Source organism: Streptomyces sp. NRRL F-5123 (assembly GCF_000721495.1).
Classification (GTDB): Bacteria; Actinomycetota; Actinomycetes; order Streptomycetales; family Streptomycetaceae; genus Actinacidiphila.
In genome coordinates this window covers 1-22283 of record NZ_JOHY01000081.1, presented here as the reverse complement: position 1 = coordinate 22283, position 22283 = coordinate 1, and the positions used below count along the sequence as shown (strand labels likewise).

At 72.5% G+C, this 22283-nt stretch carries 16 protein-coding genes and 2 pseudogenes; 8 read left to right on the top strand and 10 right to left on the bottom strand.

Going from position 1 to position 22283, the window contains the following annotated elements; genetic code table 11:
• A pseudogene (locus IH54_RS42175) lies at window positions 1-684 on the bottom strand (hypothetical protein); the annotation flags it as partial.
• A gap of 419 nt (window positions 685-1103) precedes the next feature.
• On the opposite strand from IH54_RS42175, the gene IH54_RS0136330 reads away from it, so the two are divergent.
• On the top strand, window positions 1104-2069 hold the full coding sequence (locus tag IH54_RS0136330; protein ID WP_052398255.1) for a LysR family transcriptional regulator: 966 nt from the start codon (window positions 1104-1106) through the stop codon (window positions 2067-2069).
• A 66-nt stretch (window positions 2070-2135) separates the two neighbouring features.
• Here IH54_RS0136330 and IH54_RS0136325 read toward each other — a convergent pair whose 3' ends face one another.
• Both IH54_RS0136325 and IH54_RS0136320 read right to left on the bottom strand, forming a co-directional pair.
• Window positions 2136-3395, bottom strand: a complete 1260-nt coding sequence (locus IH54_RS0136325; protein WP_031525319.1) for a glycosyltransferase — start codon at window positions 3393-3395, stop codon at window positions 2136-2138.
• Window positions 3396-3827: 432 nt separating this feature from the next.
• The gene (locus IH54_RS0136320) at window positions 3828-5192 is read right to left on the bottom strand and encodes a phosphatase PAP2 family protein (protein WP_043183254.1); all 1365 of its coding nucleotides are present in this window, start codon (window positions 5190-5192) and stop codon (window positions 3828-3830) included.
• Between the two features lie 545 nt (window positions 5193-5737).
• Here IH54_RS0136320 and IH54_RS0136315 point away from each other — a divergent pair.
• On the top strand, window positions 5738-6490 hold the full coding sequence (locus tag IH54_RS0136315) for a hypothetical protein (RefSeq protein ID WP_031525317.1): 753 nt from the start codon (window positions 5738-5740) through the stop codon (window positions 6488-6490).
• Between the two features lie 342 nt (window positions 6491-6832).
• Here the strand turns inward: IH54_RS0136315 and IH54_RS40745 are convergent, their stop codons facing one another.
• Together IH54_RS40745 and IH54_RS0136305 are read right to left on the bottom strand one after the other, a co-directional pair.
• Window positions 6833-7123 (bottom strand): hypothetical protein, encoded by a 291-nt coding sequence (locus tag IH54_RS40745; RefSeq protein ID WP_159012290.1) that lies wholly within the window; start codon window positions 7121-7123, stop codon window positions 6833-6835.
• Between the two features lie 10 nt (window positions 7124-7133).
• Entirely contained in the window at window positions 7134-8345 is a 1212-nt protein-coding gene (locus tag IH54_RS0136305) for a carboxylate-amine ligase (RefSeq protein WP_078862791.1), read from the bottom strand.
• Window positions 8346-8866: 521 nt separating this feature from the next.
• Between IH54_RS0136305 and IH54_RS0136300 the strand changes: the two genes are divergently transcribed.
• The gene (locus IH54_RS0136300) at window positions 8867-9364 is read left to right on the top strand and encodes a DinB family protein (protein ID WP_031525314.1); all 498 of its coding nucleotides are present in this window, start codon (window positions 8867-8869) and stop codon (window positions 9362-9364) included.
• A 557-nt stretch (window positions 9365-9921) separates the two neighbouring features.
• Here IH54_RS0136300 and IH54_RS0136290 read toward each other — a convergent pair.
• From IH54_RS0136290 to IH54_RS0136280, 3 genes are all read right to left on the bottom strand, one after another.
• Complete coding sequence (locus tag IH54_RS0136290) at window positions 9922-11439, bottom strand: alpha/beta hydrolase (protein ID WP_234344219.1); 1518 nt, start codon at window positions 11437-11439, stop codon at window positions 9922-9924.
• 317 nt (window positions 11440-11756) lie between these two features.
• The gene (locus tag IH54_RS0136285) at window positions 11757-12080 is read right to left on the bottom strand and encodes a WXG100 family type VII secretion target (protein ID WP_199923519.1); all 324 of its coding nucleotides are present in this window, start codon (window positions 12078-12080) and stop codon (window positions 11757-11759) included.
• 10 nt (window positions 12081-12090) lie between these two features.
• Window positions 12091-12525, bottom strand: coding sequence for a WXG100 family type VII secretion target (locus IH54_RS0136280; protein ID WP_078862789.1), 435 nt, complete (start codon window positions 12523-12525; stop codon window positions 12091-12093).
• A gap of 348 nt (window positions 12526-12873) precedes the next feature.
• Here IH54_RS0136280 and IH54_RS42170 point away from each other — a divergent pair, with 348 nt between their 5' ends.
• Complete coding sequence (locus tag IH54_RS42170) at window positions 12874-14130, top strand: hypothetical protein (RefSeq protein WP_159012288.1); 1257 nt, start codon at window positions 12874-12876, stop codon at window positions 14128-14130.
• A 237-nt stretch (window positions 14131-14367) separates the two neighbouring features.
• Window positions 14368-15774: an EsaB/YukD family protein gene (locus tag IH54_RS0136270; RefSeq protein ID WP_031525309.1), complete on the top strand. Its 1407-nt coding sequence runs from the start codon at window positions 14368-14370 to the stop codon at window positions 15772-15774.
• 179 nt (window positions 15775-15953) lie between these two features.
• Here the strand turns inward: IH54_RS0136270 and IH54_RS0136265 are convergent, their stop codons facing one another.
• Window positions 15954-16691 carry a DNA-binding response regulator gene (locus IH54_RS0136265; RefSeq protein WP_063762437.1) on the bottom strand — a complete coding sequence of 246 codons (738 nt, stop codon included), beginning with the start codon at window positions 16689-16691 and terminating at the stop codon, window positions 15954-15956.
• A 341-nt stretch (window positions 16692-17032) separates the two neighbouring features.
• On the opposite strand from IH54_RS0136265, the gene IH54_RS0136260 reads away from it, so the two are divergent.
• On the top strand, window positions 17033-17821 hold the full coding sequence (locus tag IH54_RS0136260) for a hypothetical protein (protein ID WP_031525307.1): 789 nt from the start codon (window positions 17033-17035) through the stop codon (window positions 17819-17821).
• Between the two features lie 49 nt (window positions 17822-17870).
• Window positions 17871-20726 (top strand): right-handed parallel beta-helix repeat-containing protein, encoded by a 2856-nt coding sequence (locus IH54_RS0136255; RefSeq protein WP_063762436.1) that lies wholly within the window; start codon window positions 17871-17873, stop codon window positions 20724-20726.
• 11 nt (window positions 20727-20737) lie between these two features.
• Here IH54_RS0136255 and IH54_RS0136250 read toward each other — a convergent pair whose 3' ends face one another.
• On the bottom strand, window positions 20738-21424 hold the full coding sequence (locus IH54_RS0136250; protein WP_031525305.1) for a hypothetical protein: 687 nt from the start codon (window positions 21422-21424) through the stop codon (window positions 20738-20740).
• 229 nt (window positions 21425-21653) lie between these two features.
• On the opposite strand from IH54_RS0136250, the pseudogene IH54_RS40735 reads away from it, so the two are divergent.
• Window positions 21654-22283: pseudogene (locus tag IH54_RS40735) on the top strand (hypothetical protein); the annotation flags it as partial.

Below are 22283 nucleotides of genomic sequence, written 5' to 3'. Positions count from 1 at the left end.
CTTGGCCGCGTTGAAGTAACCACCGGGGTTGTGGGTCCACATCTTCAGGTTCAAGGCGGAGTCCTGGGCGATGATGTCGGCCTGGCCGTCACCGTTGAAATCCGCCGACGTCGTCTGCGCGTAGTTCAGCGGGACGTCGTCCACGGTCTCGTCGTACTTCAGCGCCTGGTAATTGGCCGTGGGGTGGCCGGCCAGCGAGGCCGAGTCGAAATCGCCCGTCTCCTTGCTGGTGGGAACCCCCTCGTGGCGCTCGGAGTAGTAGGTGAAGGTGTTGGCCGACTTGTCCACCCAGCCGCCGAAGAGCACCGCGTGCCCGTCCTGGGAGTCGTTCAGCGCGTCTCCCGGCTGCAGGGCCGACCTGCTGATCGCGGTGGAGACGTCGCCCAGGGACGACGTCGTGTAGGCGTCCAGACCGTGCCGCGCGGTGTGCCAGGCCATCGATATGTAGCCCGAGCAGTCCGTGCGGTAGGGCGTCCCCTGCGGGTCGTCGTACGTTGCCTTCTTGTCGTAACCGACCTGCTGGTCCACCCAGGTCTGGGCGCGGGCGATGATCTCGCTCCGGGTGATGGCGCCGCCGGGGCTGGACGCGGCGTGGGCGGACGCCGGTGCGAGCAGCGCGACGGCCAGGCCGACGGTCGTGAGCGCGATGACTCCGCGCACGGTTGACCGACTGTTGACAGACATGCAGAAATCCTCCACAAAGTGGCCGAGGTGAATACGGATGGTTGAGGTGGGTGCACGCGGGAATGGGGCCGCAGACGCGCCTGCGGCCCGCTTCACGGTGGTTTGCGGACGCGCCCGCGAACCACCGTGAAGCGAACTGGACATTCCGTTTGATTGCGGTTCCGCGCCGACCCGCAAGCGGAATCGGGCGGTTTCTACCTCGCGGTCGATGTCTCCGTCGGCAGACCCAACGGCACCGTCGGTGCACCCTGCGGCCTGCTCGTTCTCGCATATGCCTGCACGGCATGACGGATCATCAACGAAAATCCCCCCCGGGGCGACGCACGATGCGCCCGCTTGCCTCAAGCGTGTCAGGGCCCTCCCAGGAATTCCATAAGTGCCCTGATGACACTCCGGTTTCCATCCATAAACTGAAGGTTATGAGCGAAACCGGAGATCACGCGGGCACGCCGGCCGGGCAGGGTCGGCCCGAACCCACCGTCCACCAGTTACGGCTGCTGCTCGTCATCGCGCAGGAACTGCACTTCGGACGGGCTGCGGCACGGCTGTTCATGTCGCAGCCGGCCCTCAGCAGACAGCTGCGGGCACTCGAACAACGACTCGGGTTCACGCTGTTCGAGCGCAGCAGCCGTACCGTGGAGGCGACTCCTGGGTGCCTCGCCCTGCTGCCCGAGGCGGAGGCCGTGGTCCGGGCCATGGACCAGCTGCGGAAGAGCACGGACGAGCAGGACCGTGGGATCTCGGGACGGCTTGTCGTGGGCGCGATCGGCGCCGAGGCATCGATGCCGTACGCCCGCGCGATCCTTGCCGAACTCCACCGCCGGTGCCCGCGCCTGGCCATCGAGATCCGCAACCTCAACTTCGTGGACCACATGGTCCGGCTCATCGACGGCGAGGTGGACGCGGCCTTCCTGCGGCCGCCGGTGCCGCCCGGGATCCAGCTGCTGCACATGGCGGAGGAGACAAGGGTCGTGGCCCTGCCCGCGGACGACCCGCTCGCCACGCGTGCCTCGTTGACGCTCCCCGAGCTCGCCGGCCGCCCGGTGGTGGACGTGCCGCCCGAGGTACCGCGGCTGTGGTGGGACTTCTGGGTGACCGATCCGCGGCCGGACGGTTCGCCGGTCCGCTACGGCCCGGTCGCGACCGACCTGGAGTCCCTGCTGCACACCGTGGCGGCGGGAACCGCGGTGGCGTTCCTCCCGGCCGCAGCCCGCGTCTTCTTCCCCCGTCCCGGCGTGGCATACGTCACCGTCGACGACGCGGCGCCCTGCTTCTCCGCGCTGGCCTGGTCGGCGGCCGCCCGTACCCGCCCGACCGTCACGGCGGTCCGCCAGGCCGCAGCTGCGGTCCTGGCCGGACACGCCGGCTCCTTGGCGGCCCGCTGAAGGTGACAGCCGCCCGTCGCGGCAGCCGGGTTATGGGGGCATCGGCAGGAGAAGGGATGAACTCGGTCAGGCGCTCTCGGCGATTGCGCGGGCGACCGCTCCGGCTCCGTCCTCCTGGGCCAGCCGGTCGGCCGCGGCTGCGGCACGCCGAGCCGTTTCGGGGTCCTGGGTTGCCCGGGTGAGTGCGTCGGCCAGGCGTGTGGACGTCAGTGCGGTGCTGGGAATCGCGTCCGCGGCGACGCCGAGGTGGACGAGCCGGGCGGCCCACCAGGGCTGGTCGGTCATGACGGGGACCGGTACGGCGGGAACTCCCGCCCGCAGGCCGGCCGCGGTGGTGCCGGCGCCCGCGTGGTGGACCACTGCGGCCGTGCGCGGCATCAGCCAGGCGTGCGGAAGGGCGTCGACGGTGATGACGTCGTCGTCGACCACGGAGAGTCCGGCCCACCCGGACTGGACGATCCCGCGCAGCCGCGCCTTCCGCAGCGCCTGGGCCGCGAGCTCGCCGAGCCGCTGGGGGTCGCCGGGCATCATGCTGCCGAAGCCGATGAGCACCGGGGGCGGGCCGGCTGCGAGGAAGTCCGTCACCAGTGCGGGTGGCTGCCAGTTCGGACACTCGTGGGGCCACCAGTAGCCGGCCTCGTGCAGACCGGGTCGCCAGTCCGCCGGGTGCGGTACGACCCAGGGGCTGTAGCCGTGCCAGATCGGCCAGTGACTCCGCTCCCGGTCGACGCGCAGCCGGTGGCCGCTGCGGCGGGTGAGTCCGAGGCGGGCGTGCAGCTCCCGGTTCGCGGTGCGGTACGCGGTGTCCACAAGGGCGTTCGCCGCTCGCGCCCGAGGAATGTTGGCGCGGCCTCGGGGGCGCCAGGCCAGCGTGCAGTGGGAGAACTCGCGGGTGGGCACGTCGGGTTGCAGGAAGACGCCCATGCTCGCAATGCCGTGGTAGCGCGCGATGACCGAGCCGATGGGGGCAGCGATGCTCGACAGCAGGAACAGGTCGGCCTTCGGGTCCGCCGCGGCGAGGATGCTGTCGGCCAGGGAGAGCATGCCCTGCTCGGCGGTTCGGACGAACGAGCCGAGGGACCGGAACGTGCGGGACGCGTTGAACCCCCGACCGGCGGTGTCCAGGCGGGCGCGTGCGCGGAGGAGGGCTTCGAAGGGATCGGCTTCCAGCGGTCGCACGGTGAGGCCGCAGCATGCCGCCGACGTGGCGAACTTCGCGTGGGTGACGAGCTCGACCTCGTGGCCTTCGGCCACGAGCCGGTGTGCGAGGCCGGTGTACGGGGCGACCGAGCCGGTCGTGCCCACGGTGATGACCTGGATCCGCATCGAGCGGCTCTCCTTCCCTCCAGAACGGAGCGGGCTGCGCGCCCGTTGCGGGCAAGGCGCTGGTTGCGGTGGCTGGAGCCGGCCTGTCCGGGTCGCCGGCAGGGTCTCTCGTACCTGTCCGGACCTCACGGTACTGCGCAAGGCCGGCAAATCCGGTCGACACGGCGGCAGTATGCAAACCGCAGTTCTTCGGGGCGTCCCGGGCGCCAACTGGCTTCTTGCGGAAGCTGGATCAGCCGTCCACCGGACACGCCGACCCCCGTCGAAGCCGTCGGCGAACCAGTGCTCGTACCCGCTGCAGTCCCGGTCCTGGTGCCCGAGGTCGTGCCGGTCGTGCCGGAAACAGCTCAGTGAGAAACGCTCGGTCTTCGCTGCGACGGGTCAGCTCCCCCGATGACCCGCGGGGTCGGGGGCGGCCCGGCGGGGCGCGGCTCAGACCAGTTCGGGCCGCGGTTCCGCCGGTCGGGGTCCCAGCGGCAACTCCGCCGCGGGCTCCAGGTCCCAGCGCCTTGTGGTCCGCACGTAGGGGAGGACCACCGAGGCCAGCGCCAGGACGAGAAGCGGTCCGAACACCCACGGATGCCTGGCCATCTCCACCGGCAGGTAGCGGTAGGACAACAGCAGCGCGACGAAGACCGTCGCACCGCGGGCGACCAGCCGCGACGCCGACCGGTCCCAACCGCGGTCGAGCGCGCGCATCGCCGCCTCCACGGTGAGCGCGAACACCACGCCGGCGACGAGGTCCGCGCCGTAGTGGTAACCGAATCCCAGCGTCGCCCCGAGCGTGGCGACCAGCCAGAACGCGCCGGCGGCCCGCAGGGCCCGCGGACCCTTGCGTGAGTGGACGAAGATCGTGGTCGCCCATGCCGTGTGCAGGCTGGGCATGCAGTTGCGCGGGGTGATGCCGTCGAACGCCATCCGGTGCGGGGGGCTGATCGGTGTCGGTGTGTCCGGCCACAGGTTGGCCACCGCCCAGTGGCCGCCGTCGGCGCCGAAGGCGTAGACCGGGCCGACCACCGGGAAGATCATGTAGACGGCCGGCCCGAGCAGGCCGATGACCAGGAACGTACGCACCAGATGGTGGCCCGGGAAGCGGCGCTCCACCGCCACGTTGCGCAGTTGGTACAGCGCGATGATGGCCGCTGCCAGTGGGAGCTGGCCGTAGACGCCGTGCAGGACGAGGGAGCCCACCGGACCGGTGGCCGCGACGGCCCGGCCCACCAGCCACGACGGGTTGCCCAGCGCGTGATCGGCGGTCGCCACGTACTGGTCGAGCACCGTCGGGCGGGTCTTCGACGTGATGAGCAACCAGGTGTCGCCGGTCTTGTGGCCGGTCACCAGCAGCAGGCCGAGACCGACACCCTTCAGCAACAGGGCGCGCTCCTGTCCGGCGCGGCGCGTGACGGCGATGACCGCACATCCCAGGATCACCCACAGGGCGCCGTTGCCGAAGTGCACCCCGGCGCCTACCGCCCACCGCGCGAGGCAGAAGACGATGTCGATGCCGATCGCCGTGCCGACCGCGATGAACCGCTGCCGCCAGGTGAGCACCACCGTCATCAGCGCCAGTCCGGCGTACAACAGCGGCCCCGAGGTGGGGGCGAACACCACCTCGCGCGCCTGGTTGGTGACAGGCCCGGGCAGACCGTAGTGGCGCGCGGCGATCTCCAGCGAGACGAGGAATCCGAGGGTCACTACGCCTGCCGTGCCCCATAGCGCCGCACTTCGCCCGTGCCACGTGGTGAACGTTGTTCTGCTGTTTCCCCGCGAAAACGTCCGTGATGTCTTGGATATCAATTTTGGTCGATTTGTCGGATATCGGCCGCACGGAGCCCGCTTCGTACCGGATGGCACGCTTTTCCCGGCGAACGCCGGCCGAAGAGAGCGATCCCCGTGAGTTCGAACATGTTACCGGGAGTCGAACAGGAGCCGAACGGGGGTCGGACGCGTCCGGTCGGCGGGCGCCCGGTGCTGCACGGAAGCTTCCGCCGGGGCCGGGCCGGGCGGGCGTCCTCACCCGGCGGCGCGGTGCCCGCGGCGTGCGGCTGCGGGTGCCGGCACTGGTGCCGGCCGAGCGGTCCGCGGGTGGCCGTACTTCGTCTTGACGCTGGGACTTTACGCGTGGGATACCGGATCCACGGCGGCCGGACCCTGACGGGGCGGCTCCGGTGGCCCGGCCTCGCCCGGGACGGCACATCCGCCCGGCGCCACGGCCGCATGCCGGTCCTGGGCCGGGAGCGCACAGCAGACGGCGATCACCCGCTTCGTGGAGGCGTTCCTTGCAGTTATCCCGTGTCATCAAATTCCTTGCCGCCCGACTCAGACCCCGTTGCCTGGCGGCGATGGCCGTGGTGGTCACAACCGTGCTCACCGTCCCCGTCGCGGCGGCCGTCCCGGCCGCGGCGGACACTCCCGCGCGGTCTTCGCACGGCCTGGCGCATCCGGCGCCCGCGTCGGCCGCGAAACCCCGTACGGCGACACCGCTCGACTCGACCGCGTGGATGACGCTGGACGCCAGCCGGCACACCGTCAACTTCGTGCCGCTCGTCGGGGCGTCGGGGAGCAGTACGCTGAGTGCCTATTCCTCCTTCGACGTCGCCCCCACCGCGTACTACATCCAGATCTGGGACCTCACCGCCCACACGCTGCTGGTCTCCTGCCCCTCGGGCAACACGTGCTCGGTGAACGTCACCCAGAGCGCCTCGACCACGCACTCCTTCGTCGGGACCGTCGCGCTGTCCGCGGCGTCGTACCCGCCCGCCGGCATTCAGTCGACATCGGCGGTCAACTACGTCGCCTGGGTGTCCGGCTTCGCGCCCTACTACAGCGTCTCGATGTCGGCCCTGTCGCAGACCTTTCCCCCGTACAACGGTGTGCTCACCGCGACGAGCACCACCGACGTCGGCCCCACGGCCTACTACATCGAGATCTTCGACGTGACGACCGGCACGCTCATCGCCCAGTGCGGCACGGGTACCCAGTGCGTTGCCACGGTGTCCTACGCCGACACCGCCCATACCCATGTCGCGTTCATCTCCGGCAGCGGGTCCTCCCTGCCCCCGCCGACCGTGCGCGCCGCGTCCAACAGCATGTGAGTCCTGAGCGGTTACGCGGCTGCCACCCGGCTCGCGGGCGGTGCGAGGGCGCCGGGCGAGGTTCCGCAGGTGCCCGGACCCGGGTCCGGGCACCTGCCCAGATGCGACCGGCCACGCCGCACTCGTCCGACGTCGGCACCGACTTGCTGCGGTCGTAGGGGTCCGGGGTGGGACCTGTCGGCGTTTCCGTCGTGCCGGGGTCCCACTCCGGACGCAGGCAGCCGTCGCCGTAGCCGCGGGCAGCGCCCGCGACGGCCGTCCGGCCGCGGACCTTGGGCCGCCGTGTGCACCGGTTGCGAAAAAAGGGCCCTTCCGGACCACGAAAATGCAGGTCGGCGTGAACTACATGGACGGCCGTTGCGGGCGGCGTGCGCGTGGGGCCGACCCCTGAACGCCCTGGGGCGGATCGGATCCCGCGGCGCGTCGGCGCAGATCGCGGAGCTGGGCGGTGAGCATCCGCACGACCGGGGTGCGGTTTCGATGTGTGGTCTCGTAGCGGCGGACCTGGCCCAACTCGCCGGCGGCCAGATCACGCGCGTGCTCCTCCACCTCGATCGCCGGCAGATGGGGATAGTCCGGTATCGGAAGTTCCTGTGTTTTCGGGTCCGGCAGCCCGTCGTCGAAGTCGCCCACCCACCTCACCTCATCCCTCGATGTCATTGACTCGGACGTCGCGCCGGCCGCGCATCCGGCCGCCGGGGGCAGCCTGGTCGCGGAGGCTGCGCCACGCCTTGCCACGGACCGCCGCCAGGGTCGCCGGGTCGGGAGCGATCAGGTCGAGCAGTCCGGGCATCCCGCCGCCGGCCATCGCCTCGTGCTGCCGGGCCGCACCAGCGCCGCCCGCGAGCAGGTAGGCCACCCCTTCGCGCACGCGCGCGGTGTCCCCGTGCTCGTCCAGCGCGGGTGCGACGTAGTCCAGCAGCGCCGCGACCACCTCGTGTGCCTTCGCCGGCGTGCCGTGCAGCGGGTGGACGAGGTTGCCGGCCAGGCCGTGCCGGGCCGCGTGCCAGCCCGCGGCGTGCAGCACGCTCCCGGCCGGATCCAGTACCGGCGCCCCCTCGCAGGCCTCGCGAAGGCCGGTCGCGGCCAGGGCGCGGATCAGCCCCGCGATCGTGACGGCGCTGTCGACGTCGAGCTGCACGTCGGTGGCGCGCACCTCCAGCGTCGGGTAGCGCTCCGAGAGCCGGGCGTGCCAGTAGATCTGCCCGCGGTCGCGGATCACCCCGGTGTCGAGGAGCGCGCCGACGCGCTCCTCGTACGTCGCCGCGTCCGCGGTGTACGGCGGTGAACCGCTCACCGGCCACCGGCCGAAAACGACTGTGCGCCAGCTCGCGAAGCCGGTGTCGCGACCGTCCCAGTACGGCGAGTTGGAGCCGAGCGCGACCAGCACCGGCAGCCACGGCCGCGCCCGCCCGAGCGCGGCGGCGCCCGCGTGCCGGTCGGGCACCGCGACGTGCACGTGCATCCCGTTGATCAACTGCTCGTCCACCAGGCGAGCCGCGTCCGTTCGAAGGTTCAGGTAGCGCTGCTCGTCCGTCACGGGCGGCGCCTCCCGCGGGAACAGCGGTGCCCCTCCGGTTGCGGCCAACCGGCACCCCGAGCGCCGCGCGGCGCCACCGACCGCCCCCCTGAACCGGGACAGTTCGGCGGCCACCTCGGCCAGCTCGGTGCAGATCGGGGTGGCTGTCTCCACCTGCGCCTGAAGAAGTTCGCTGTCGACCTCTCCGGCATCCAGCACCGGTTCGAGGTCGGCGGCGGCCTGGACCTCCGCGGCCCGCGGCGACGGCAGGCCGGAGTGCGCGTCGAGGAGCAGGTACTCCTCCTCGACTCCCATGGTGATGCGGGTAGACGTCATGAGGTTCGGCTACCCCCGAACCCGGACGGCAGAGCCACGCCACCCCTGCCGTGCGCGGACCGGGTTCGGGGGTCGGCCTTCGATCGCGACGCGGACGGTCTTTCCTTCGGGATCCGGTACGTCGGGCACGACCACCCCGGCGGCCACTCCGGAGCGCAGGGGCGCTCGTCGCTGCGGCCTCGAAGAACTCCGTGGCCCGCGGATCGGCTCTCCGGCCCTGCTTGTGCCCGCGGCGTGAACGGCATCCGGTCTTCCCCGCGGGAGGCCGCCGCCGCTGCCGGCACGGGTGCTGCCGAATGATCCCTGCCGTCACCGCTGCCCCGCACCGCGTGCGCGCATGCTGCGCCTGTGGCTCGAAGGAGCCACAGCCGCAGATCCACGGTGTCCACCAGCCGAGCCTCCAGGGTGAGTTCCGTCATGCGCGGCGCAGCATCGGCCAGGTCTCGGTGGACGTGGGCCACGGTGTCACGCGCGGTGGGACCGCGGGTCGGATGTCAGCGGGGCCGGGTATGTTCCGGCCCATGGCTGACACTGAACTCACCACGCTGCTGAATGTCCTGAACAGCAAGCGCACGCATGTCCTGAGCATCCTGGAAGGCCTCGACGAAGAGGCGCTGCGGCGCCCGGTGCTGCCGTCGGGGTGGACGTGCCTCGGGTTGGTGCACCATCTTGCCCTGGACGACGAGAAGTTCTGGTTCCGCGCGATCGCGGCGGGACAGGAAACGGCAATTGACGAGATCCTGGGCGCCGGGGAGAGCGCGTGGCAGCCCGCCCAGGAGAAGACCGCCGAGGACGTCTTCGCCCTCTACCGCCGGGAGGCCGAGCTTGCGGACGTCTTCCTGGCCGGCGCCGATCTGAACGCGCCCCCGGCCTGGTGGCCGGACTTCTTCGGCGGCCGGCGATACGACAACCTGCGCGAGGTCGTCCTGCACGTGATCACCGAGACCGCCGCCCACGCGGGCCATCTGGACGTCGTGCGCGAACTCATCGACGGGAAGCAGCACTTGATCGTCCCCTGAGAGGACTCGAGGACATGCCGGCGCTCGCGGGGCCCGCGTCCCGCGTCGACGGCACCGGCACCGCGTCGCGGGGGCGCCGGTCACTGCTCTCGTGAGACCCCGCAAGGAACAGCCGGGGGGCGGGCCGGCCGTGGCCGCGCCAGGCCAGCACCTGTGCTCCCGGCCGGTCGAGGAGCCGGACCTGACCGTCGGACCGGTGCTCGTCCGTGAGCCCCACGCGCTCGCCGTCTCGGCCCGCCACCCCTTCGCCCGCCGCGCCGCCGTCCGCCTCGACGACCTCGCTCGTGACACCGTGCTGCGCTCACCCCGCTCCATCCCCGACTACTGGGACGCGCACCACATCCCGGCACGCCCCCGGACGGCCGCTCTGTCGGACGCGGCGAGAGCGTGGATACCATCCACGGAAGCCGCGCCGCAGCCACGACCCCGTGCGGGAAGCCACTGCCGTGCAGGTGGGTGGGCAGGACGAGGTGGAGTCGGCGCGCCGCTGCGCCGCCGACGGCGCCCGACCGGGCGGCAGCCGGCGGCCCTCCGGAGTGGGAGCGCGCGCAATGCGGTCACTTCTTCTTGACGTCGGTGCAGTAGACATCCCTGGCCGGCAGCTTGCCGGTGGTCAGGAAGCCAACGGTGGCCTTGTCGGCGCAGGGCGAGCCCTCGTTGTAGACGTAGTGCCCGCCGTTGTCGACGCCGACCAGGACGGAGCTGTGGGCGAGGACTTCGTGCAGCCCGACGGCGCCCTCCCACGGAGTGGCGTTGTCGCGGCGGTTCTGGAGGACGAGGGTGTTGCGCGAACCGGTGTCGGTCACGGTGACGGGTGCTTCCGCCGGCTTCTTCCAGTAGGCGCACACCCAGATGTTGCCGGGCATTCCGGCCGTGAGGGGATAGGCCTCGCGGTCGGCGGCGGTGCGGGTCGCGTAGCCGGCGATGTCGTGCGGCCATTCGGCGTCGCCGCAGGTGAGAGCGAGGAACATGGTGGCCTGGTTGTCCGCGGTCACGCCCGGCGTTGTCGGGGAGTCGGCGAGGACCTGCTCGAGGACCGCGCTGTCGGCGGTCGTGAGGCTGCCGCCGGCCAGGTCTGCGGCGCTCTTCCAGAACCGGACCAACGCCGGAATGGTCTCGTTGTGCAGCAGCATGCCGTAGGTGATGTTCCGCAGCAGCGAGCCGTCCAAGGACAGCGACGCGCCGGGCAGGGCCGCGGGCTCGCGGTCGAGCCGGTCGGCCAGGGCGAGGTAGGTCCGGGTCACCTGGCGGACGCTGCTCCCCAGCCTGAGGGTGCTGTTCTGTGCCGCGGCGACGGCGGCCGCGTCGGGGAACCGGTCGGCCATGCCTTTGCCCCAGGTGTCCGCCACCTCGTCCTCCCACACCTTGGTGGGGTCGACGTTGCCTTCCAGGACCATCCGGTCGGTTCGGCTCGGGAAGAGCGACCTGTAGACGGCGCCGAGGTAGGTGCCGTAGGACTGGCCCCAGTAGGAGATCGTCCGCTCGCCGAGTGCCTCGCGGATGCGGTCCATGTCGCGAGCGGTGTTTGCGGTGGTGAAGTACCTCAGGTCGTCCCCTGCGGTGTCGGCGCACTTCTTGGCGTCGGCCCTGGCGAGGGTGACGTTCCCGGCGATCGAGCCGTCGGCGGCGGGGTAGGGGAAGAGACCGGCCACGCTGGGGTCGCTCAGGCCGCAGCTCTGCGGCGTGCTGTGCTCGACGCCGCGGGGGTCGAAGCCGATCAGGTCGTAGCCGTCCAGTACGGGCTTCGGCAGAGTGGACGCCATCGTCGTAGGCATGTCGAGACCGCCCAGGGCCGGTCCGCCCGGGTTCAGCAGCAAGTCGCCGTGTCGCTTCCCGGGGTCGGAGGTGGCCAACCGGGACACCGCCACGTCGATCTTCCTGCCGTCGGGGTCGTTGTAGTTCAGCGGGACCTTCAGCGTCCCGCAGGTCATGGCAGGGTTGCGGTTCGCCCCTTCGGCCGGCGTGGGGCACTTGCCCCAGGTGATCGCGGCGCCGCCCGGGGTGTGCGCGGTGGCCGGGGACCGGAGCGTGTCCTTGGCGTTCCCGCCGCATGCGGCGAGCGCGGTTCCGGCCATTGCCGACACCACCAGGGCGGAGGCGAACCGGCGCCCTCGCGACGAACCTGACGTGACGTGACTGCGCCTGCTTGTCATGGTGTTGCCTTCCTGCAGGTCGGTGGCCCGGGCCGCCGGTTGCCGTGCTGACAGGCAGTGAGTCAACAAGAGACCGTGGGTGCGGCGCTGCACCCCAGGGTTGACAGATCAGGTAGCTCCATCGGGGGACACGGGACCGCCCCGCGGTCCCCGGCTTCGCCGCGTACCCGGCGGGACCGCGACGGGCAGTGGCGGGAGCCGCCCGACGCCGTTGCGGTCGCCGCCGGTGAGTGGGCCCGTCAGTGCTTCCAGGTGCTGACGTTGGACCACTCGGCCTCCGAGTAGTTGCCCCAGTTGACGTCCATCGCGTGGGCGATTCGGCCCAGTACGCCGTTCGGGCCGAACAGTCCGTCCGCGGCGAGGTCCCACTCGTTCATCATGTCCTGGTAGTACGTGGACGCGGCGCTGTGGAGCCACTCCTCCTGGAGCGGCATGAGGCGGCCCTTGAGGGCTGCCAGCTCGTCGGCGATGGCCGCGGCCATCCCGTTGATGGTGGCGCCGGCCATGCTCAGGGATTCGTCGACCCTGATCCGGGCACCGGCGATGGAGGCCGGGTCGGCCATCTGGGCTCCTCTAGTCGAAGTTCGTGCCGGTGGGCGGGGTGGGGAGGTCCTCGCCGAGGGCGTGGAGGTTGTTGATGTTCTGCGCCTCGGAATTGATGTAGTTGGCGTACGTTCCCTGGAGGCCCGAGGCGATGTCCGTCAGCGAGTCGTGCAGCATCCGCGCGTAGATGTCGTAGTCCTGCATCAGGCGGACGAACGTGCCCTGGGCTATGCCGTCCCAGGCGCTCTCCACCTGCTGGACGTAGGACTTGAGCTCGGCCAGCTGCCCCTCGATGGCCTCCGCGGTCTTGAGGGTGTCCGTGCGCGCCTGGGCCAGGTACTCGGGCGTGACGTGGTAGTTGACGCCCCCGACGATCGTGGAAGGGCGGCCCTCGGGGTCCGGTCTGCTGCTCGCGTAATGATTGGGCAACACTTCGGCGCGCGTGGGTTGGAGTGGAATCGTCATAGCTCACCACCAGGTTCTGTTGGCGACATGCCGTGCGCCGGCATTCCGGGGCCCGTTGTCGGTGGCCACTGTGCCAACGACGTCGGTGCGGGGAGACCGGTTCCGGATTTCCGGCGGGTAATTACCGGCCGCAGACGTGTGGTTGGCGCACGTACACGAGTGGAACGGCCTCGGGTCCGAATGGAGTTAGGGTACAACTCCTCCCGCTTTTCGGTCTGTTCGTCAGCGCTTCCCCGTCTGTTGCTGCCGGGGCAAACGCATCCGATGAGCGGCGAGCATACGGTACGGCGGTGAACGGGGTTCGCCGGCACACGCGCGAAACACCGCGCCTGAGGGAGGGATCGGCACATGGGTGGGACAACGGAACGGCCGTCGGGGGACGTCCCCGCCGAGCCGGAGTTGCGTGATCCGAAGGTGCCCGGATCGGCCGGGGAGACCTCGTCGGAAGGGGACCCGGACGAGGTGCCCGCGGCGGGCTCCGGCAGCGGTTCGGCGAGTGGCGCGGCGGGCGGTTCGGCGGGTGGCAGGGCGAGCCTCCCGATACGTGGCTCGGCCCGCGGCTCGCTGCGGCGCGGCCAGTGGGCCGCCCCGTCGAGCGCGGACTCGTCGAGCGCCACGAGCACCGGCTCGTCGAGCGCGGCGTCGACGGCCACCGGTTCGTCGGGCACCGGCTCCTCGGCCACCGGCCCGAGCGCCGCCCCGTCGGGCGCAGGCCCGGACGAGCCGGAGGGCGAGGCGCCCGCCGCCGACGGCCCGGGGGAGCCCCGGCGCCGGCGGAGCCTGTCGACGACCGTCGTCCTGGCCGCCGTCACGGTGCTGCTGGTCGGCGTCGGTACGGCGGTGGCCGTCCAGGTCCACGGCCACGGCACCTCGTCCGGGAAGAAGGGCCGGGCCGACACCGCGGCGACCCGCCCCGTAGCGTCCCGCCAGGCGGTCGAGCCGTCGCTGCCCGCGGCGAGCGCGACCAGCGCGACACCGAAGAGCGCGGCGCCGACCAGCGAGGCGAAGAAGAACCCGGCGAAGAACGCCGCCCAACCGCCGCTCGCCAGCCCGCCGCCCACCGCCACACTCTCGCCGGTGCAGCAGTACGTGGTGAAGAAGACCACGCCGGAGGCGACCGCGGCGACGTACGTCCAGCGACTGGCCGTACAGGACCCGAGCGGGCGGCACATCTGCTACCGGGTCTACACGGCGACCAAGGGCTGGAGCGCGGTCGCCTGCGACGGCGCGGCCGCGGGCACGGTGGGCGGCGCGCCGGTCAGGGCCGTGAACATCGCCGTGGCCGGGATGCACGGCACGTCCAGCATCGCTTACCAGCACGACCCCAACTCGACCAACGGCGAGGGGTACTACCCCGACCCGTGGTCGAGCGTCGCGGACGGCGTCGACAACTACGTCGGCAGCACCGCGAAGAATGCCCGGGTCATGCTGGGGTTCGCGATCAACGTCAACGGCGGGAACAGCGTGGTCTGCCAGTCCGGCTACGTGAGCGACGACGGCTGGCTCGACCTGCTGTGCGACAACGTCAACCAGGGATACGGCTTCACCTACGCCGGTACCCACAACAACGACGCGTGGATGGAAGCGGTCAAGCTCAGGGTGTGATCCGCCCGTACCGCCCGTCCGCGCCGCCGGACCGCACCGCCCGTACCGCCGGGCCGCAACGCCCGCGCCGTCCCGCCGGCCGGCCGTCCCGCCGTCCCGCCGTCCCGCCGGCGGGACGCCCGGTGGGACGGCCCGGGCCGGGCCGGCGGTGACACCAGAACTGGGTACTGGGAAGCACGCGGGCCGCCGCCCGACAATGGCCTGAGCCCCATCGCGGAACCCCAAGGACATCCACCCGTGGACGAGCACTGCCGGATCACCGTCGTCGGCGAGCGGCGCCAGGTCGACCTGGCCGTACCCGCCGACGCGCCGATCACCACCTACGTCGAATCCCTGGTCCGGATGTGCGGCCAGCCGCAGGCCGACGTGATGCCCGCCGCGTGGTCGCTGGCCGTGGCCGCCCAGGAGCCGTTCGCCCCCGAGCGCTCCCTGGTGCAGGCGGGCGTCGTGGACGGCCAGGTGCTGTACCTGCGCGACGTGACGGCCCACGAGTTCGACGAGCCCGTGGTGCACGACGTGGCCGAGCGGGTCGCCGAGGTCGCCGAGGGGGTGCTGGAGCGCGGCTGGACCGCCCGCACCCGGGTGGTGTCGGTCGCCGCCGCGGGGATGTGCTGGCTGCTGGCCGTACTGGTGGTGTCGCTGCTCTGCGGGCGGATGGCCCACAAGGTCGTCGGCGACCTCACCGTGACGGCAGGACTCGTACTGCCGGCGCTGGCGTGGGTGGCGAGCGAGCGGCGGTGGCCGCTGCCGTGGCGGTTGCGCGAGGCCTTCGCGCTCGCCGCGGTGCCGCTGCTGGCGCTCGGCGCCGGGATCGTGGCGGCGGCCGAGTGGGACCCCGGCGCGGAGGGCCCCGGCGGGGCGCTGACCCGCGGCGGGTTCGTCCTGGGCGCGCTCGGCGCGGGCGCCCTGGTCGGCGCGCTGATCGCCTACGTCGCCGCGTTCGGCGTGGTGACCTGCGCGGTCCTCATCGCCGCCGCGGTCGTCGCGGGCGCCGGTACGCTGCTGGCCCTCGTGGGCGCCGACGGCACCCAGGCCGCGACCGTGGCCGCCGTGTGCGCGTTCGTGCTGCTCGCCTTCGGCGCGCAGACCGCGAGCGGGGTCGTGGGCCACGTCTTCCGGCGGGAGGCGGCCCGCCGGCCGGCCGGGCCGGAGAACGAGGGCGAGGACCGGGTGGCCGTCGCGGTCGCCGCGGCCCGCACGCTGCTGGTGGCGTGGACGTGGTTCCTCACCGCGGTCGCGGCCGCGGCGCTGGTGGCCCTGGCGGCCTCGCCGTCCCGCTACGGGGTGGCGCTGGCGGCATGCCTGGGCGTCGCGCTGCTGTTGCGGGCCGGGGGAGGGCGGCTGGCCGCGGAGGTGGTGGCGGTGGGCGCCGCGGGCGGGGCGGGCCTGTGCATGGTGCTGGTGCTCGGCGCCGGACGCCTGGGCTGGAACGGTTGGACGGCGCCCGGCGCGGCGTGCCTGGTCGCCGCGGGCCTGCTGGTCTACGGATTCCGCAACCTGATGCGCGGGTCCGGTCCGCTGGAGCGGGCCCGGCCCGGCTGGCCGACCAGCGCCGCCTCGCTGCTGGGCGCGGCCGGAATCGCGCTGGCCGTCGCCGCGTTCGGCGTCTTCGGGGCCGTCCTCGACCTCGGCCGGCATCTGTGAGCGGGCCGTTCCGCCACCGGACGCAGCCGGGCGGCGGCGGGTCTGCGTACGCGCCGGATGGCCGGTCGGGTGGGAGCGGGTTCGCGTACGTGCAGAGTGGCCGGTCAGTCGGCTGGTCCGCCTGCGCCCGAGGCGTCCGGCCGGGCGGCCGCGGGTTCGCGTCCGCCCCGCGTGGCCGGTCAGGCAGCCGCGGTTTTGCGTACGTCGTGAGGGCTCGGATCGGTGGTGCCGGAGGCCGGTCGCTGCGCCTCCGGGCCCGGGAGGAGGCCGAGTTCGAAGGCCTTGCGGGTCAGGTCGGCCTTGTTGCCGACGCCCAGCTTGTTCCTGATCCGCTTGACGTAGGTGCTGACGGTGGCCTCGGTCAGGGCCATCCGCCGCGCGATCTGGCGGTGCGTCAGACCGGCTGCCAGCCAGCGCAGCGTCTCGATCTCGCGGCGGGCGAGCGTCGGCGGGGCCGCCGCCCAGGGCTGCCGCAGTTCGGCGTGGAGGTGGTCGGCGAGCACCGGGTCGACGTGGATGCCTCCGCGCGCCACCGTGTCGACGGCGCCGAGCAGTTCGTCCTCCGCGGACATGCGGCCGACACATCCGTGGGCGCCGGCCCGCAGCGCCGCGGCGACCGGCCGGCCGTCGGTGAAGTCGGCGACGATCAAGACCCGGGCCAGTCCGCACGCCTCCTCGACGACAGTGTCGTGCGTCTCGTCGGACCGCGCGGGCAGGCCGAGCACGACGACGTCCAGCCGCGGCGCGGGGCCGGCCGGTTCGGCGGGTGCGGCCTCGGCGAGCGCGGCGGCCAGTGCGCCTGGTTCGGCCACGGAGGCAGCCAGGCGGACCCCGGGGCTCGCGGACAGCAGGCTCATCAGCCCGCGCCGCACAAGGGTGTGCTGTTCGACGATGGCAACGCGCCATATCCGGGGCATCGGGCTCCTGCCGTTCTCTTTCCACTGCGCGGACCACGAAATATTTCGAAGGTCCGTCCGCGGGGTGGCGGGTCAATAATACCGGCTGCAAAGGCAGTTGTGTTTCCACCATGTGTAGGCCGGCCGGATTGTCGGAGGCGGCGATCGCAGAACCGCCGTTGAAATACACGTTTCTGACGTCCATTCGGTTGCGTCCCGCCCGGCTCTCCCGGGTCGGCGCGGCGTGAGCGCCTGGAGCAGCGACGGTCGGCGGGTGGAATTGGCCGCACACGTACGGGAAAAGGGCGTTCTGGCGCTCTTGGTCAGTGGAAGCAACAGTTCGTGAGGAGCACAGGCTGCGTATGAATGACGAGGACTGGCGGGGATTCGCCTCCGCCTTCGACCGCGCGGTCCGGCCCGACGCCCGGCCGGCCCATTCGGGTGTCCGGGTGCTCGCCGTCGGCTTCGCGGTGGTCGTCGCCGTGGGCCTGGTGGCGCTGCTGAAGGGCGCGCTGGGCGGCGGCCGGGTGGCGGCGTCGCCGGGCGACGTCAAACCCCTGGCCACGCCCAGCTCCCGCGCGGTCGGCGCGCCGCAGGCCGGCAAGGACTGGACGGCGGTGGCCGGCCCCGGCTGCGCCTCCGACGCCACGAGCGGCTTCACGGCGTACGGCTACTACACCGGCACCAACAGCGACCAGACGACCGGATGGACCACCTCGGCCAAGGGCGGCTACAGCGGCGGAAGTTGCACCGGCAGCTACCTGTCCCTGCCGGTCTCGGGGCAGCCGGCGTCCTACGACCAGGACCGGTTCGCGCTCTGGCGGTTCGACTTCGGCGCCACGTACACCAGCGCCTCGTGCACCCTGTCCACCTACGTGCCGGAGGGTGTGCGGACCGCGGTGGGCGGCGACCCGGCGTACTACTACTACTTCCAGACCGACGACGGCTACGGCACCGGCGGGGCGCCGCTCGGCGGTTACCGCGTCGACCAGGTCGGCCAGCACGGCCGCTGGGTCACCGGCAGCCCTTTCAAGGTCAGGACCGGCGTGGTGACGGTCAAGCTGGTCGACGCCGGGGCCCGCGACAGCGGTGCGGCGAAGGACGCCCACGTCGCCGCCGCGCAGGTGCGGATCACCTGCCACGCCGTATGAGTACCGCCGGAGCCGCCCGCCTCCCCGGCCCCGGCCCGCGGGGGCGGCGGTGAAGACGCTGCGGGTGGGCCCGCGCGGCTGGGGCGGCCACCGTACCGTCACGGCGGCGGTGCGGGCCGCCGAGCCGGGCGCGGTCGTCTCCGTCCAGCCCGGCACGTACACCGAGAGCGTCGTCCTGGACCGGGGCGTCAGCCTGCTCGCCGAGAAGGGCCCGGGCACGGTGCGGCTGGTCGGCGGCCACGGCCCCGCCCTCACCGTGCACGGTGGCGGCGGCACCGTACGCGACCTGGTGATCGAGCACCCGCAGGGCGAGCCGGCGGTGTCCGTCACCGCCGGCGACGTCGTGATCGAGGGGTGCGAGATCACCGGCGGCCCGCTGCGCGTCACCGGAACGGCCAGCCCCGTGGTGCGCGACTGCCGGGTGCACCACACCGGTGAGGTCGGCCTCCATCTGGGCGGCGACAGCGCCGCCGTCGTCGAGCGGACCGAGATCACCGACATCGACTCGGCCGGCGTCTTCGTCGACCATGGGGCCGCCCCCGTCCTGCGGCAGGTCACCGTGGCCGGGACGGGCGGCCACGGGCTGCGCTTCACCGGGTCCTCGCGTGCCGTCGCCGAGGGGTGCGAGGTGAGCCGTACGGGCGTCGCGGCCGTTGCCGTCGACGCCACCGCGCTGCCGCGGCTGACGGACTGCCGGATCACCGGCAGCGGCGCCGCCGGGGTCCTCGTCACCGGCCGGGCCGGGGCCTCCGGCCGCGGCCCGGAGCCGGCCGGCGGCGACGCGCGACCGGGGCAGGCCACCGGCGCGGCCGCGGCCGGCCGCGACGAGGACGCGGGGGGCGCCGCGTCCGGCGTGGTGCTGCGCGGCTGCCGTATCTCGGACACGGCCACCGACGGCGTGCACGTGACCGGGCAGGCCGTGGCCACACTGGTGGACTGCCGGATCACCCAGGCGGGGGCGGCCGGCGTCGTCGCCGCCGGCGACGCGCGGCTGCGGCTGGAGGCCACGGTGGTCAGCGACACCGGCGACACCGGCCTGGCGGCAGGCGGCGCCGCGCATGTCGAGGTCCGCCGCGGCGCCGTCCACCGGGCGGGGGCCAACGGCGTGTACGCGGCGGACAGCGCCCGGCTGGAGCTGCACGCGACCGTCGTCGGCGAGGCCGCCTACACCGCCGCGCACGCCGGCGGCACCAGCCGGCTCGCGCTGCACGGATGCGAACTGCGCGGCACCCCGGAGCACGGGGTGCACGGCGTCGAGGACGCGGTCGTCACCGTCGAGGACACCGTCATCGAGGACGTCGGCCTGGCCGGGCTGTGCGTCGACGGGGCCGACCTGGCGGCCCGGCGCTGCCGGATCACCAAGGCCGCCACCGGCATCGCCCTGGCCACCGCGCACCGCCCGCTCGTCGAGGACTGCCGCGTCGAGGGCTGCTCCGGTATCGGGCTCGACGTGGCCGCGGGCACGGCCGCGCTCGTCGTCGACTCCCGGATCCGCGACACCGGCGGCGCGGGCGTCTACGTGCGGGAGCGCGCCGAACCGTGGCTCGTCGACTGCTCCGTGGCCGGCACCCGCGGCACCGGGCTGGTCGTGCGGGAGGGCGCGGCGCCCCGGGTGCGGGGGCTGTCGGTCACCGGAACCGCCAAGAACGGCGTGTACGTCGCGGACGGCGGCCGGGGCCGCTTCGAGGCCTGCGACATCAGCGACGCCGGCTTCCCCGCCGTCTACGTGGGCGCCGGCGCGGCCCCGCTGCTGCGCGGCTGCCTCGTCCACGACACGGAGGAGGCCGTGGAGTGCGCCGAGGGCGCCGCCGCGCGGTTCGTCGGATGCCGGGTCCGGGACGTCCGGACAGGGGAGTTCCCCGAGGGGCCGGAGGGGCCGGAGGGTTCGAAAGGTCCGGCGGGTGCTGGTGCGGCCGGGCCCGGGGCGCCGCTGCCGGTCCCTGCGGGCGCTGGGGCCAAGGGCGCGGAGGCCGCCGGGGTCGCACCGGACGGGGGCGCCGGCGGCAGCGACGGGGACGGCGAAGGGAAGGACGGCGGGGCCGAAGAACTCGCCCTTGCGCTCGCGGAGTTGGAGGGCCTGGTCGGTCTGGACGGGGTCAAGCAGGACGTCAGCACCATGGTCAAGGTGATGCAGATGGTCCGGCAGCGCACCGAGGCCGGCCTGGCGTCCCCACCGCTCAGCCGGCACCTGGTCTTCGCCGGGAACAGCGGCACCGGCAAGACGACCGTGGCCCGCCTCTACGGCCGTATCCTCGCCGCGGTCGGCCTGCTCTCCCGCGGGCACCTGGTCGAGGCGGACCGCGGCTCGCTGGTCGGCGAGTACGTCGGCCACACGGCGCCCAAGACCACCGCGGTGTTCCGGCAGGCCCTCGGCGGCGTGCTGTTCATCGACGAGGCGTACGCGCTCACCCCCGGCGGCCAGGGCGCGGACTTCGGCCGGGAGGCCATCGCCACGCTCGTGAAGCTCATGGAGGACCACCGCGACAACATCGTCGTCATCGTGGCCGGCTACCCGGACGAGATGGAGCGCTTCGTCGGCGTCAACCCGGGCCTCGCCTCGCGCTTCAGCCGCACCCTGGTGTTCGAGGACTACCGGGACGCGGAGCTGGTGCGCATCGTCGAGTGGCAGGCCGGCCACCACGAGTACCAGCTGCCCGAGGACACGCGCGAGGCGCTGCTCGGCCACTTCGGCGCGATGGTCCGCGACGACCGGTTCGGCAACGGCCGCACCGCCCGGCAGACCTTCCAGCGGATGACGGAGAACCACGCGCGGCGGGTGGTCGACATGGTCGCGCCGACCACGGAGGACCTGGTGACGCTCCTGCCGGAGGACCTGCCCGGCGCTCCCGCCGCTCCCGGCGTTTCAGCTGTTCCGGGCGCTTCCGGCGGGGCGGAGGCGGGCTAGCGGCGTGCTGCTCAGGTGCCCGCGTCCTTGAACGCGGAGTTGAGGTCCATCGAGGCGTAGGACTGGCCGGCGTTGTTGAGCAGCGCGTTGAACTGGCCGCACGCCTCGATGACGTTGCCGATGGTGTTCAGCAGGTTCTTCATCTGCGGGATGATCGTGGCGGCGAACTCCACCGACTCCGAGTCGGCCTCGTCGGCCACCCAGTGGCCGCCGTAGTAGCCGGGTTGGCCCGAAGGGGACGTGTTCGCCACCCGCTGCCCGGTCTGCTGCCCGAAGTAGTTGTCGTCGGCGGCCGCCTTGTCGACCGCCGCCTTCAGGGTGCCGTAGCCGGTGACCATCGAGGAGGTCGCGTTGAGGCAGGTCTGCTCGGCGCTGATGAGCGCGGACAGCTGGATGCTGAAACGGCCGGCCTCCATGCCGAGGACCTTGTCGCCGGCCGCGCCGCCCGACTTGGTCGCGACGATGTTCGGCGCCGTCGTGTAGGCCATGCTGAGGTGCGGCTCATTGCCGCTCTTCTCGTGCCGGCCGTCGCCCTTGCCGGAGTCGCCGCTCGCTGTGTTGACCGTGCCGCCGTATACGTCGGTGTAGTCCTTGCCGGCCGAGCTCTGGGTGTGGTCCGACGAGTCCACCGTCGGCTGCCAGGGCTTCGCCTGGTACTTGGACTTGATCGGCTTGACGTGACCCGAGTCGGAGGACACCGGCTGCGCACCCGCTCTCTGCTCGACGTACGGGGCCGTGAACCACCCCTCTGAGTACGGGGGTTCGCCGACCGCACTACGGACCACCCTTATCCTCGCCGCCCTTCGGCGGAATGGCGACGTCCCCGTTCCTGGACGCCCCGGCCCACCCCGAAGTGGGCCTTCCGGTCTCCGCACGCCGCTCCGTACGGTGAGAGGGAAGCCTGGAGAAGGAGAGTGGAGCCCCGACGTGACGACACCGCCACCGGGAGACACCGGTTCCTCAGCGGCCGTTCACGCGCAGATGACCGTCGACGGCCACCAGGTGTCCGGGACGCGCCAGCCGGACGGCTCCTTCTTCTCCGACGACGGCACGGTCTACGTCGACGCGAAGGGCAAGGTCGAGCACGGCCTGACGGCGCCGGACGGGCAGTTCCTGCCGCATGGGGCCACGCATGTCGTCGATGGTCACACGGTGTGGGGGACGGTCGGTGACGACGGGTCGTTCCTGTCGGAGGACAAGACGCTTCTGGTCACGGCGTCCGGCCATGTGGAGCACGGCAAGATCGTGGGCGACCGGTTCCTGGTGGAGCGGACGGTCGACGGCAAGGTGCTGTGGGGGAGCGAGACCGACAACGGCGGGTTCTTCTCGCAGGACGGCACGGTCTACGTCGATTCGGCGGGGAAGGTCACGCACGGGCTGACGGCGCCGGACGGGCAGTTCCTGCCGAACGGCACCTCGCACGTGATCGATGGTCACACGGTGTGGGGGAGTGTCGGTGACGACGGGTCGTTCCTGTCGGAGGACAGGACCATCCTGGTCACGGCGTCCGGTCATGTGGAGCACGGCAAGATCGTGGGCGACCGGTTCCTGGTGGAG